The following is a 12,633-nucleotide window of genomic DNA, read 5'->3' on the forward strand; positions in this document are numbered from 1 at the left end:
CTGAGGCGCCTCACCCGGGGGCATGAAGCAATGTCGATCTGTTGAAATGGATTGTGAATACCCCCCAATCAAAAATTAAGTCGGCCTCTGCCTGTGCTGCTTGTCTCTTTTGCGTCGGGTGCTTGTCAGGTTTTTTCTGACAGGCTTGTCTCCTGAACCCGGTCCGGGCTGGGGCCCGGCAGGCGTGCGTCAGGCCGCCTGGGAGGCGGTGCCGACGTTGTCGGTGCTGCCTTGTGGTGCCGCGGGCACCGAGTCGGGGGCGGCGGCGGGCAAGGCCGCCACGGCCCGGTTGCGCCCCGCGTGCTTGGCTTCGTACAAGGCGTGGTCGGCCCGGTTGATGACCTGCTCCAGGCTCTCGTGCGGGCCCTGGCGCTGTGCGTACCCGGCTGACAGCGTGAAGTGCAGGGCTTGGCCGCCGGGCAGGCGCACGCTCTGGCGGGCGGCCTCATTCACCAGTTGCTGGGCCACCCGCTGGGCTTCGGCGAGCGTGCAATCCTTCAGCAACAGGCAGAACTCTTCGCCGCCATAGCGTCCGGCCAGGTCGGTCAGTCGGGTGTGCTGGGTGATCAGCCGCCCCAGCTGAGTGAGCGTGGTGTCCCCAGCAGCATGGCCATGGCGGTCGTTGATCTTCTTGAACCAGTCGATGTCCATCATCACCACGCCGAAGCGCTCGCCACCCGGTCCGGCCACATAGGCATGCGCGGCCTCGAAAAAGGCGGTGCGGTTGAGCAGTCCGGTCAGCCCGTCACGGCGGGAGTGGGTCTCCAGTTCGCGCCGCTGGCGTTCATTGACCATGGCCAGAAAACCCAGCGAGCTGCCCACGGTGAACAAGGCCCCCAGCAGCAGCGACCCCACCTGGGGCAGCATTTGCGAGCTGATCAGCAGGCTGGCGCGCTCACCGGTGATGTTGTAAATGCCGCGCAGCGCCGAGCCGGTTGCCATGGCGGCCAGAATGCCGGCCGCCAGCAGGCCGGCACGGGAGCCGGTGCTGCGATGGCGGCGCCAGATCAACTGGGCGCTGATGGCAAAGTTGCCGCCCAGAGCCAGCGACACCGTGAGGATGGCCACCCCCCGGGGCAGCCAGCCCAGGTACACCGGCATGGTGCCCAGCACCCCCAGCAGGTTGGCCAGCGCCAGGGTGCGCCAGGGGGTGGGCTGTTCGAGCAGGCGCGCGTGCGCATCCACGCAGATCACCGAGCTGAGCAGCACCAGCGTGTTGGCCAGCACAAAGGTCAGGACCAACGGGGCATGGCCGCGCAGGAAGAACAGCATGAACCCCCCGCACAGCGACAGCATGGCCAGCCCCCAACTGCGCAGGCCCATGTCGGCGGCTGGCAGGCCATAGGCCGTGTTCCAGGCGAACACGGCCATGAACAGCGCCAATGCGCCAATCGAGAACACCAGCGTGGGTGTGTCCAACGTCAGGCCGGCGAACAGGTTCAAGAGGCCCCCCGATGCATGGGTCAGTGTGGACCCGGTCTGTCCATGTTTGTAACAGCATCCATCGTGGGGCCGTTTTGACGCGAGAGCCCAAAAACCCCACGCAACGATTGAGAAAAATATTTCAGCGCTGGATCAACCCACGGGCGGGATGGGCTGGCGCATGTCCAGGCCGGCAATCTCGCAGCCGCGGCGGTAATCCTGCAGGTGTTTGCGTGTCCAGGCCTCGGCCTCGGCGGCATCGTGGCGGCGCAGCGCGGCGGTCACCTGCTCGTGCACCTCCAGCAGGCGGGCACCCGACTGGGGCAACTTGGGCGCAATCGCGGCATAGCCCGCCAGCATCAGTTGGCTGATCGGGCCGCGGGCCAGCAGCAGCGCCTGGTTGTGCGTGGCCTGCGCCACGAGGGATTGGAACTCGATGTCGATTTCCACCGGCGAGCCGCCGGCCTGCAGCAGGTCTCGGGTGCGGCGCAGGTTGTCCTCCAGCGCGTCCAGCTCATCGTCGGTGATCTGGGCGGCCGCCAGAGCGGCGCACAGGGGTTCCAGGGCTGAGGCCACCTGCCACACGTCGAGAAAACTCACCTGCCGCATGCGCAGGGCACGTTCGGCGGCCTGCGACAGCGCGCTGTGCTCGGGCGTGGCCGCCAGCAGGCGTTTGCCGTCGCGCCGCAGCAGGCCGTCTTGTTCCAGCTGGCGCAGGGCCTCACGGATGGTGGATCGGTGCACACCGAAGCCCGTGGCCAGCTCGGTCTCGGTAGGCAGGGCATCGCCTTGCTGCAGGGACCCACTCACGATGCGCCGCCTCAGGTCCTCCGAAACCAGTCGGTAGGCGGGTGAGAACTGCAGCTTTTCGATGTCCATGGGCAGGGGTTTGACAAGGCGAATCACGGTGGGGTTGCGCAGTGTAGCCCGTGCTACCGCCCTGGCTGGACGCTGTCCCGGCCGTGACGCTCAGGGTTTCCTCCGGATTGGGCCTTATTGTCCAATTGTCCGACAATGCGACAAAAGGACGGATCATGCCCCCAGAAAACAATGCCAAAAGCCCGCTGTCGCCCGATGGACCTGCTCTGCAGGCCTGGCTCGCACCCCACTGGCCGGCAGCGGCGGCCGGCCTGCAGCTGAGTCGTCTGGCGGGCGGTCAGTCCAACCCCACCTGGCTGCTGACGCCTGCACATGGCGAGCCGCGTGTGCTGCGTGCCAAGCCTGGGCCACAGGCGGCGCTGCTGCCCTCAGCCCACGCCATCGAGCGCGAGTTCGCGGTCTTGCAGGCCTTGCAGGGCAGCGAGGTGCCGGTGCCCCGGGTGCACCAGTTCTGCGCCGACGAGTCGGTGATCGGTGCCGCCTTCTACCTGATGGCTTTTGTGCCGGGCCGGGTATTCCGCGAGGCCTCGCTGCCGGGTCTCTGCGTGGCGGAGCGTGCGGCCATTCACGACGAGGCCAACCGGGTGCTCGCGGCCTTGCACCGGGTGGACTGGCGGGCCCAGGGCCTGCAGGACTTTGGTCGTACCGAAGGCTACTTTGAGCGCTTGATCGCACGCTGGACGCGTCAGTACCGGGCCAGCCAGACGAACGATCTGCCCGCCATGGAGCGCTTGATCGAATGGCTGCCCGCCCACATCCCCGCTTCGGCGCATGACCCCGAGGCGCTGGCCTTGCTGCATGGCGACTACCGCATCGAGAACATGGTGTTCCATCCCAGCGAACCGCGGGTGTTGGCCGTGCTGGACTGGGAGCTGTCCACCCTGGGTCACCCTTTGAGCGATCTGGCCTACCACGCCATGGCCTGGCACCACCCCCCAGGCCCGTTGCAGGGCCTGGCCGGGCTGGATCTGGCGACGCTGGGCGTCCCGAGCGAGCAGGACTTTGTGGCGCGCTACCTCGACCGCATGGGCCGCGACGACCTCGCCGCAGTTCAGGCCGACTGGCCTTTCTACCTCGCCTGCAACCTGTTCCGCCTGGGCGCCATCCTGCAGGGCATTGCCCGCCGCGTGCAAGACGGCACCGCCGCCAGTCCCATCGCGCGCGAGGTGTCGGCCCAGGCCGGGGCCGTGGCCGAACGTGGCTGGCGCCTGGTGGGCGGCTGAGGCCTTCCCTTCTTTTTCTTCCCTCCCCTGAAAGAATCCCATGAACCTGTTCCAGGAACCCGAGAAGACCACCGCGCTGCGCCAGCGCCTGCAGGCCTTCATGAACGAGCACATCCTGCCCAACGAGGCCCAGGTGGCACGCGAAGCCGCGGCCCAGGGCGACTTCACCGGCGAGGGCTGGGGCCACTGCCCCACGGTCGAGCGCCTCAAGGCGATGGCGCGCGCACAAGGCCTGTGGAATCTGTTTCTGCCGCATTCGCCGCGCGCAGCCGAGGGGCTGTCGAATTTTGAATATGCGCCGCTGTGCGAGGTGATGGGCCGGGTGCATTGGGCCAGCGAGGTCTTCAACTGCGCGGCGCCTGACACCGGCAACATGGAGACCCTGGACCGCTATGCCACCGAAGCCCAGAAAGACCGCTGGCTCGAACCCTTGCTGCGCGGCGAAATCCGCTCGGCCTTTTTGATGACCGAGCCCGAGGTGGCTTCGTCAGACGCCACCAATATCCAGTGCGAGATCCGCCGCGAGGGCGAGGACTATGTGATCAACGGGCGCAAGTGGTGGTCCACAGGGGCTGGCAGCCAGCACTGCGAACTGTTCATCGTGATGGGCAAGAGCAACCCCGAGGCGGCGCGCCACCAGCAGCAGTCCATGATCCTGGTGCCGGCCAACAGCCCTGGCGTCAAGGTGGAGCGGGCCCTGTCGGTGTTTGGCTTCAATCATGCTCCCCATGGCCACATGGAGGTCTCGCTGACCGATGTGCGTGTGCCCGTGGCCAACCTGTTGCTGGGCGAGGGGCGTGGCTTCGAAATCGCCCAGGGTCGCCTGGGGCCGGGCCGCATCCACCACTGCATGCGCTCCATCGGTGCGGCCGAGCGGGCCTTTGAACTCATGTGCCAGCGCTTGGCCAGCCGCCATGCCTTTGGCCGTGCCGTGGCCGAACAAGGCGTCTGGCACGAACGCATCGCCGAGGCACGCTGCCTGATCGAGCAGGCCCGACTGCTCACCCTCAAGGCCGCCTGGATGATGGACACGGTGGGCAACAAGGCCGCCCAGGCCGAGATTGCCATGATCAAGATCGTGGCCCCCAGCATGGCCTGCAAGGTCATCGACTGGTCCATCCAGGCCCACGGCGGTGGCGGTGTCTGCGAGGACTTTCCGCTGGCTTTCTCCTATGCCGACCAGCGCACCCTGCGCCTGGCCGACGGCCCCGACGAGGTGCACCGCCAGGCTCTGGCCAAGCTTGAACTGCTGCGCCTGGGCCTGCGCCACAAGCCAGTGCAGACCCCGATCACGCGCGGTTGCTGAGATCTGCCTGACTTCGCTTTCACGACCCATCTGCAAGGAGACAAACCATGAAAAAAATCCATTCCTACACCCGTCGCATGCTGGCCTCCGGTGCCCTGGGCCTGCTGGGGCTCGCACTGGCGGCCCCGGCGCTGGCCCAGCCTGAAGGGCAAGCGGCCCGCATCCTGGTCGGCTTTCCGGCTGGCGGCTCGTTTGACGCCCTGGCCCGCGTGCTGGCTGAAAAGCTCAAGGACGAACTCAAGCGACCTGTGCTGGTCGACAACAAGCCTGGTGCCGGCGGCCGGCTGGCCATGGAGGTGCTGAAGAATGCACCCACCGACGGCAGTGTCGTCATGCTCGGGCCCGATGCCCTGGTGGCGCTCTACCCCTACACCTTGCGCAAACTCAGCTATGACCCGCAGCGTGATCTGCAGCCCATCGGTACGGTGTCGGAGTTTCCCTTTGCCTTGGCCGTGGGCACGGCCCCTGCGGCCAAGACTTTGGCCGAGTACGTGGCCTGGGCGCGCAAGAACCCGGGCCAGGCCAATTACGGCATTCCGGCACGGGGCGCGCCGCACCATTTCTTCGGCATGGTGCTGGGCGAGGCCATCGGCGTGAAGATGGAAGACATCCCGTTCCAGGGCAGCGCTCCGGCCGTGTTGGCCCTGATGGGCGGGCAGATCAGTGCCGACATCGATGTCATGAGCTCGCTGGTCGAGGCCCACCGCGCCGGCAAGATCCGGGTGCTGGCGGTGTCATCCGAGCAGCGCGTGCCCCAGTTGCCCGACGTGCCCACCTTTGCCGAGCAGGGCTACCCCACGATTTCGGGCATGGGTTTCAACGGCCTGTATGCCCCGGCCCGCACGTCGGCCGCCGTGGTGACCGCCTGGAGCCAGGCCCTGGCCAAGGTACTGACCCTGCCCGATGTGCGCGAGCGCCTGGCCACCATGGGCTTTCTGCCGGTGGGCAAGTCGCCCGAAGAGCTGGCCAGCCGTGGTGCCGCCTCGGCCAAACGCTGGGAACCGGTGATCAAGGCCTCGGGATTTCAAGCCGATTGAAAGATTGAACGATTGAATGCCCGCGCCCCAGGCGTTAGCGCGCCTGTCGCGATCCGGCTCAGATCACCTGGAAGCCATGCGTGCCGTCGCGGCCCAGTTGTTCGACCAGGCCGAACTCCCAATCCAGGTAGCCTTGCATGGCTGCGCGGGGCGCATCGGTGCCCTCGTAAGGGCGGCGGTAGCGGTCGATGCGCGGGGCGGCCAGGTGGGTTTCGCCGCTTTCCAGCGGCAGGCCGGCTTCGATCCAGGCCTGGGTGCCGCCATCGAGCAGCGACACGCTCAGGCCTGGGCTCAGGCGGGCGGTTTCGGCCACGGCGTAGGCGGCCAGGGCCGAACTGCCGCAGGTCAGTACCAGGCGTTGCACGCCAGGCACCTGAGCGCGGATCTGGGCCAGCCCCTGGGCGAGTTGCGAGCGCAGCGCCCACCAGGCGCCCGGAATGTGGCGTTTCACGTGGTTGGCGCTGGGGGTGAAGTCGATCACCACCGTGTCGGCCCCTTCGGCGAGCCAGGCCTGCAGCGTGGCCACCGAGGTCAGCGGGATCGGTTGCTCGGGCGGGGGCACGGCGGTTGGCGCCGTCCCGCTCTCGGTCAAAGCCTGGGCGGGCAGCGCGTCGATCACGTGCACCTCCCAGCCCATCTGGGCCAGCCACGAGGCGCTCATGTTGGCGCGCACCCCATCGGTGTCGCTCAGCACGATGCGGGCGCCACGCACCGGGGCCTGGTGGTCGGTCTCTTGCACCAGTTGCCCCCCCGGGGCGCTGCGGAAGCCCGGCAGGTGGCCCCGGGCGAATTCTTCAGGGGTGCGCACATCGAAACGGTAGGTGGTGCGCTGGGTTTCTGCCGCCCACGCGGGCAGATCGGCCAGCGTGGCGCGGCGCACCCCGGCGCGGTCGGCCACGGCGCGGGCCTGGGCGGCGGCGCGGGCCTGTTGTTCGGCGCTCACCTCGGGGGCGCGGCGGGCGGCACCGTGTTCCAGCGTCTGGCCGGCCAGCAGCCAGCCGATGGTGCCGTTGCGCAGGGCGGTGATGCGGTTGGGCAGGCCGGCGTTCACCAGCGACTGGGTGCCGATGATGCTGCGTGTGCGCCCCGCGCAATTGACCACGATGTGGGTGGCCGGGTCGGGGGCCAGGGCCGCGGCGCGCAGCACCAGCTCGGCCCCGGGCACGCTCACCCCGCTGGGGATGCTCATGGTCTGGTACTCGTCGAAGCGGCGCGCATCGAGCACCACCACATTGGCCTGGCTTTCGATCAGGGCCTTGACCTCTTCGGCGGGCAGTGAGGGGGTGTGGCGCTTGGCCTCGACCAGCTCACCAAACGATTTGCTGGGCACGTTGACGTCGCGGAACAGCTCGCCGCCTGCGTCACGCCAGCCCTGCAGGCCGCCGGCCAGCAGCGACACCTGGGTGTAGCCCAGGGCCTGCAGGCGGCGTGCGGCCGTGTCGGCCAGGCCCTCGCCGTCATCGAACACCACCACCACGGTGTCGCGGCGCGGAATGCGGGTCCAGGCGTCCAGCTCGATGCGGCCCACCGGCAGGTTGGCGGCCCACAGCGGGTGGGCCTGGGCAAACGGGTCTTCTTCGCGCACATCAAGCAGGGCGATCTCGCGCCCGGCCAGCAGGTGCTCGCGGACTTGGGCGTAGGGGGTTGTGGGCAGGGCAATGGTCACGGTGGGGCTCTTCTTGTGGGGGGCAGGAATTCAAAAAATAGGAAGGGGGCCATGCAGTTCAGCCGGCCAGGCTGGCCCGCACCTCGGCCGAGCGGTCCCACAGATTGGGCAGGCTGCGGTTGCTGTAGCCCGACACAAAGGGCTTTTCGGTGCCGTCTTCGAGGAACACCGAGCGCTTCACGGCCCCGATGTTGGCGCCATACACATGGATGCTGATCGACACCTGGTCGGCCAGCACATTGCTGACGCGGTGCACGTCGCCAATGCGGGGGGACACGGCATCGACCTCGCCGGGGTGCAGCTCGTGAGCCTCGCCTGTGGGGCGCCAGTGGCCGGCGGCATCGCGGGCGTAGGCTTGCGAGCGTTCCTGGCCGCGCAGCATGCCGATCAGGCCCCATACCGTGTGGTTGTGGATGGGCGTGGCCTGGCCCGGCCCCCATACAAAGCTGACCACCGAGAAGTTCTCGCGGGCATCGGCGTACAGCAGGTACTGCTGGTAGTGCTCGGGGTGGGGTTGGCTCAGCTCGGCGGGCAGCCAGTCGTCATGGGCCACCAGGGCCGCCAGCAGCGAGCCGCCTTCTTGCAGCAGGCGTGCCTCGTCCGGGTGGGTGTCGGTCAGGCGGGTGAACTGCTGCACGAAATCGCGCAGGCGCGGCAGCTGGGGCGGGGTGGGGTCTTGGTGGCTCATGGGCTTTGGGAGGGACAGCTGTTGGGGCTGAGGGGCAGCCTGTATTGAAGCGCAAAGCGCCAAAGCGTGCTGGCTGACTTCTTCATAAGCATGGCTGGTTTTCTCATTTCCATGGCGCGAATGATTTCTGTCAAATGCGCTCAACAGCGGAGCCTGCGGCGCATGCCGTGGTCCGCAACGGCCCCAACGCCCTGAACGCCCTGCCTCGACAGAAAGCCTCTCATGACCACACCTCATCCATCTTCTGCTTCTTCGATCATCGTGCCATCGCGCCGGCGCCTGTTGCGCTCGGTGGGGGCCCTGGGACTGTCGGCCGTGGCCGGCGTGGGGGCCAGCCAGGTGCTGGCCGCCGGCAAGCGCCGCCCGATCAAGCTGGCCTGGAACGCCAACGCGGTCTGCCTGGCCCCGGTGCCCGTGGCCATCACCCGCGGCATCTTCGAGAAAAACGGGCTGGATGTCGAGCTCATCAATTACACCGGCTCGACCGACCAACTGCTGGAGTCGATCGCCACCTCCAAGGCCGATGCTGGCGTGGGCATGATCCACCGCTGGATCAAACCGCTGGAGTCGGGTTTTGACGTCAAGTTGGTCAGCAGCTCGCACGGCGGCTGCACCCGCCTGGTGGGCTATGGCCCGGCCGGCGTCACCAGCCTGCAAAAGCTCAAGGGCAAGACCATCGCGGTGTCGGACCTGAACAGCCCAGGCAAGAACTTCTTCTCGGTGCTGTTCACCAAGGCCGGCATCGACCCCGAAAAGGAGGTGACCTGGCGCCAGTTCCCGGGCGACCTGCTGGGCGTGGCGGTGGAAAAGGGCGAGGCCCACGCGATCGCCGACGGCGACCCGAACCTGTTCATCATCGAGCGCAAGACCAAGGGCCTGATCGAGCTGGCCACCAACCTCAGTGGCGAGTACGCCGACAAGACCTGCTGCGTGCTGGGGGTCAGCGGCAAGCTGGCGCGCGAAGACCGCCCCACCGCCGCCGCGCTGGCCCGCTCGATCAACGAGGCCTCCGACTTCGTGGCCAGCAACCCCAACGAAGCCGCCAAGATCTACAGCCCCTACTCCAAGGTGTCGGTGGAAGACCTGCGCACCGTGCTGGGCACGCTGACCCACAAGCACCACCCCAGCGGCGTGGCGCTGAAGAAAGAGATCGAGTTCTTTGCACGCGACTTCAAGCTGGTGGGGGTGCTCAAGCCCAGCACCGACCCGGTGCGCTTTGCTGAGTTCGTGCACGCCGACGTGCTGTCCTGAGGAGGCGTGTCATGAACAGCACCGTGCATTCCCCCCCGGCTTCGGCCGCGCTGCCGCTGCGGCGCGAGGCGGCCGCGCCCTCGGCCTGGTGGGCCACCGGCCTGGCCGCCGCCGTGGCCTGGGCGGCCCTGGGCGCGCTCACCCTGGGCTGGCCGAACAAGCAGGTTGGCTTCAGCGACTGGAACTACACCGCCGAGTTCGGCTGGGTCAGCCTGGGGCTGGCGGCCGCGCTGGCCGTGCTGAGCCTGGGTGGCCCGCTGGCCGCGCCGGTGGTGCAGCGCCTGCGCGGCTTCGGCCCCTGGCTCACGGTGCTGGGCCTGGGTTTTCTGGCCTGGGAGCTGGTCACGGCCAAGCTGGGCTGGTTGCCCACGCCGTTCTTTGCGCCGCCGCAAAGTCTGGCCGAGGTGTACGTCAGCGATTGGCGCCGCCTGGGTGACAGTGCGGCCAACTCGCTGATCCTGCTGGGCGTGGGCATCGGCTCAGGGGCGGCGGTGGGCTTTGTGGTGGGCGTGCTGATGGGCTGGTCGCGCCGGGCGCATTACTGGATTCACCCGGTGCTGCGCGTGCTGGGCCCGATCCCGACCACCGCGCTGCTGCCGATCTCGTTTTATTTCTTCCCCTCCAGTTGGTCCACCGCGGTGTTCCTGATCGCCATGGGCACGGGCTTTCCGGTCGCCATCCTGACCTGGTCGGGCGTCGCCACGGTGAACCGCCAGTTCTATGACGTGGCGCGCACCTTGGGGGCCTCCAACGCCTTTCTGGTGTTCCGGGTGGCCATTCCGGCGGCCATGCCGCAGGTGTTTGTGGGCCTGTTCATGGGCCTGGGCCATGCGTTTGCCACCCTGGTGGTGGCCGAGATGCTGGGCGTCAAATCGGGCCTGGGCTGGTACCTCACCTGGGCCCAGGGCTGGGCCAGCTACCCCAATATGTATGGGGCGCTGTTGGTGATGGCCCTGCTGTTCTCGGGCGTGATCACCTTGCTGTTCACCGTGCGCGACCGCGTGCTGTCGTGGCAGAAGGGGGTGGTGCAATGGTGAGCTCGTCGAATGCCGTCCGCCAGCCGCAGGCAGGCGCGTCCAACGGTGCGGACATCCGCATCGAGCAGGTCAGCCATCAGTTTGACGGACCGGCCGGTACGCTGCCGGTGGTCGATGGCGTGAGCCTGCACATCCGCCCCGGTGAATTCGTGGCCCTGCTCGGTCCCAGTGGCTGCGGCAAGTCCACCCTGCTGCGTCTGGTGGCGGGGCTGGAGCCGCCGAGCGCGGGGCAGATCCTGCACGATGGTGAGCCGGTCGCCCGGCCTGACCCGTCGCGCATCGTGGTGTTCCAGGACCCCACGCTGTTCCCCTGGCGCACTGTGCGCGACAACGTGGCCCTGGGCCCGCAGGCGCGCGGCACGCTGGCGGCGCTGCAGCCGCGTGTCGAGGCCGCGCTCAAGCTGGTGGGCCTGCAAGACTTCGCCAAGGCCTACCCGCACCAACTCTCGGGCGGCATGGCCCAGCGCGTGGCGCTGGCGCGTGCCATCGTCAACGACCCCAGCCTGCTGGTGCTCGACGAGCCCCTGGGCAAGCTCGACTCGCTGACCCGCCTGACCATGCAGACCGAGCTGCTGGCGCTGTGGCAGCGCCAGGGCTTCTCGGCCCTGCTGGTCACGCACGACGTGGAAGAGGCCTTCTTTTTGGCTCAGCGCGTGATCGTGCTGTCCGACCGGCCCTCGCGCATCGTGGCCGAGCTGGTCAATGAGTTGCCCTACCCGCGCCACCGCGGTGACCCACGCCTGGCCGAACTGCGCCACCAGGCCCTGGCCCACCTGGGCCTGGACGCGAGCTGGTGAGGGCTGTGCTTGGGGCCGGGCTGAGCGCGTGATCGACTGGACCCCCACGCCCGAGCAGGTCAACACCGTGCTCGGCGTCCTGTACGCGGTGCAGGATGCCCTGCACCGTCTGTGGTTTGCCCTGGGCCTGAGCGACAGCCTGGCCGGGCAGCCGGTGTGGCCCTGGGCACAGCGGCTGCATGGCGAACTGATGGTGTTTGAGCCTGGGCAGGCGCGCCGCCTGTTGCTGTGCGCGGCGGCCCTGGCAATCGCATTGCCCTTGACTGGACTGGCGGTCTTTTGGCGGCGCGCCCGCTGGCCCGCGTGGGCCGCTGCGGTGGCCTTGCTGGCGGCGGCCCCCTGGGGCGTGTTCGGCCTGTTGGCCGGGCCGGCAACGCCCAGCAGTTTCCATGTCAGTGACAGCGGCTTCAGCGCCCAGGCCATCGTGCGCGGCCAGACCGTGTACCAGCGGCATTGCCAGCGCTGCCATGCGGCGGATGGCGGCGGTGAGGGGCCCGATGCGCCCGCTTTGCCCATGTGGCCCCCGCGGCTCAACGGCAGTCTGCTGTGGCAGCGCCTGGAGGGGGAGCTGTGGTGGCGAGTGCGCCACGGCCTGCAAGACCGCGATGGCCAGACCACCATGCCCGGCTTTGCCGACGCCTTGAGTGAGGCCGACACCTGGAACGTGCTCGATTTTCTGCAGGCCCAGGCCTCAGGCCAGACCCTGGCCCGCGAAGGGCGTTGGGAGCTGCCGGTGCGCCTGCCCGATGCCCGGGTGCGTTGCGGTGTCGCAAGCGAGCTACGCAGTCTTCGTGGCATGCAAGGGCAGCGCTTGCTGGTGGCCGCTTCGCCCGGCACACCGCTGGTGCTGGACCCGCGCGTGCTGGGCATCGGGCAGGGCAGCGGTCTGGCCGAGGCCGGCACCGATTGCCGCCTCGTGGAGGCCGATGCGGCCGACTTCCGCCAGGCCCTAGCCCTGGTGTTGGGCCAGCCCGTCGCTCGCCTGCAGGGCCAGCAGGTGCTGGTGGACCGGCAAGGCTGGTTGCGTGCCCGGGCCCTGCCGGGCCAGAGCTGGTCGGCCGCCGATCTGGTGTGCCGATCTGAGAAGACCGTGGCCACAGCCCCGGCAGCGCCAGCCCTGGCCGATCCGCTCGGTGCGCTGGTGGCCGCCATGGACGCCGACCCGGTCGCTCCGCGCCGCGGGGGCATCCCGCACTGAGCTGGTGGGGCGGACATGCCGAAAGCGCATGTCCTCACGCGTTTTGCTTCGTTGTGGCGGGGGCGGGGGCGGCCTATCGTGAAGCCATCCGCGAAGCCCTTCACCGTTCTTCCAACCCAGGAGCCCCCC

11 protein-coding genes are annotated in these 12,633 nt (G+C 68.4%); 7 read left to right on the forward strand and 4 right to left on the reverse strand.

Annotated features, from left to right (window positions below):
• Positions 1–189 precede the first annotated feature (189 nt).
• Positions 190–1,443, reverse strand: coding sequence for a GGDEF domain-containing protein (locus AC07VS_RS14190; protein ID WP_494751281.1), 1,254 nt, complete (start codon positions 1,441–1,443; stop codon positions 190–192).
• Positions 1,444–1,575: 132 nt separating this feature from the next.
• Positions 1,576–2,328, reverse strand: a complete 753-nt coding sequence (locus AC07VS_RS14195) for a FadR/GntR family transcriptional regulator (protein WP_492349898.1) — start codon at positions 2,326–2,328, stop codon at positions 1,576–1,578.
• 128 nt (positions 2,329–2,456) lie between these two features.
• On the opposite strand from AC07VS_RS14195, the gene AC07VS_RS14200 reads away from it, so the two are divergent.
• From AC07VS_RS14200 to AC07VS_RS14210, 3 genes are read left to right on the forward strand one after another with little or no spacing between them, the layout of a single operon-like run.
• Positions 2,457–3,524, forward strand: coding sequence for a phosphotransferase family protein (locus AC07VS_RS14200; RefSeq protein ID WP_494751282.1), 1,068 nt, complete (start codon positions 2,457–2,459; stop codon positions 3,522–3,524).
• 40 nt (positions 3,525–3,564) lie between these two features.
• Positions 3,565–4,830 (forward strand): acyl-CoA dehydrogenase family protein, encoded by a 1,266-nt coding sequence (locus AC07VS_RS14205; protein ID WP_492349896.1) that lies wholly within the window; start codon positions 3,565–3,567, stop codon positions 4,828–4,830.
• Positions 4,831–4,877: 47 nt separating this feature from the next.
• A complete protein-coding gene (locus tag AC07VS_RS14210; protein ID WP_494751283.1) occupies positions 4,878–5,867 on the forward strand; it encodes a Bug family tripartite tricarboxylate transporter substrate binding protein in 990 nt (329 codons plus the stop codon).
• 58 nt (positions 5,868–5,925) lie between these two features.
• Here AC07VS_RS14210 and AC07VS_RS14215 read toward each other — a convergent pair whose 3' ends face one another.
• Positions 5,926–7,533, reverse strand: a complete 1,608-nt coding sequence (locus AC07VS_RS14215; protein ID WP_494751284.1) for a rhodanese-related sulfurtransferase — start codon at positions 7,531–7,533, stop codon at positions 5,926–5,928.
• A gap of 58 nt (positions 7,534–7,591) precedes the next feature.
• Positions 7,592–8,221 carry a cysteine dioxygenase family protein gene (locus tag AC07VS_RS14220; RefSeq protein ID WP_492349893.1) on the reverse strand — a complete coding sequence of 210 codons (630 nt, stop codon included), beginning with the start codon at positions 8,219–8,221 and terminating at the stop codon, positions 7,592–7,594.
• 222 nt (positions 8,222–8,443) lie between these two features.
• Here AC07VS_RS14220 and AC07VS_RS14225 point away from each other — a divergent pair, with 222 nt between their 5' ends.
• Genes AC07VS_RS14225 through AC07VS_RS14240 form a run of 4 tightly spaced genes read left to right on the forward strand, consistent with a single transcriptional unit; the run spans position 8,444 to position 12,504 of the window.
• On the forward strand, positions 8,444–9,472 hold the full coding sequence (locus AC07VS_RS14225; protein ID WP_494751285.1) for an ABC transporter substrate-binding protein: 1,029 nt from the start codon (positions 8,444–8,446) through the stop codon (positions 9,470–9,472).
• A gap of 11 nt (positions 9,473–9,483) precedes the next feature.
• Positions 9,484–10,509, forward strand: a complete 1,026-nt coding sequence (locus AC07VS_RS14230; RefSeq protein WP_492349891.1) for an ABC transporter permease — start codon at positions 9,484–9,486, stop codon at positions 10,507–10,509.
• Positions 10,503–11,306: an ABC transporter ATP-binding protein gene (locus AC07VS_RS14235; protein ID WP_494751286.1), complete on the forward strand. Its 804-nt coding sequence runs from the start codon at positions 10,503–10,505 to the stop codon at positions 11,304–11,306. Before AC07VS_RS14230 ends, AC07VS_RS14235 begins: the two co-directional genes overlap by 7 nt.
• Positions 11,307–11,334: 28 nt before the next feature.
• On the forward strand, positions 11,335–12,504 hold the full coding sequence (locus AC07VS_RS14240; protein WP_494751287.1) for a c-type cytochrome: 1,170 nt from the start codon (positions 11,335–11,337) through the stop codon (positions 12,502–12,504).
• Positions 12,505–12,633: the final 129 nt, after the last annotated feature.

Source organism: Curvibacter sp. GW821-FHT01G03 (assembly GCF_059422285.1).

Coding starts and splice junctions, on each gene's coding strand:
- AC07VS_RS14225 (WP_494751285.1), top strand. CDS start 8,444: ATGACCACACCTCATCCATCTTCTGCTTCTTCGATCATCGTGCCATCG.
- AC07VS_RS14220 (WP_492349893.1), bottom strand. CDS start 8,221: ATGAGCCACCAAGACCCCACCCCGCCCCAGCTGCCGCGCCTGCGCGAT.
- AC07VS_RS14235 (WP_494751286.1), top strand. CDS start 10,503: ATGGTGAGCTCGTCGAATGCCGTCCGCCAGCCGCAGGCAGGCGCGTCC.
- AC07VS_RS14210 (WP_494751283.1), top strand. CDS start 4,878: ATGAAAAAAATCCATTCCTACACCCGTCGCATGCTGGCCTCCGGTGCC.
- AC07VS_RS14205 (WP_492349896.1), top strand. CDS start 3,565: ATGAACCTGTTCCAGGAACCCGAGAAGACCACCGCGCTGCGCCAGCGC.
- AC07VS_RS14200 (WP_494751282.1), top strand. CDS start 2,457: ATGCCCCCAGAAAACAATGCCAAAAGCCCGCTGTCGCCCGATGGACCT.
- AC07VS_RS14230 (WP_492349891.1), top strand. CDS start 9,484: ATGAACAGCACCGTGCATTCCCCCCCGGCTTCGGCCGCGCTGCCGCTG.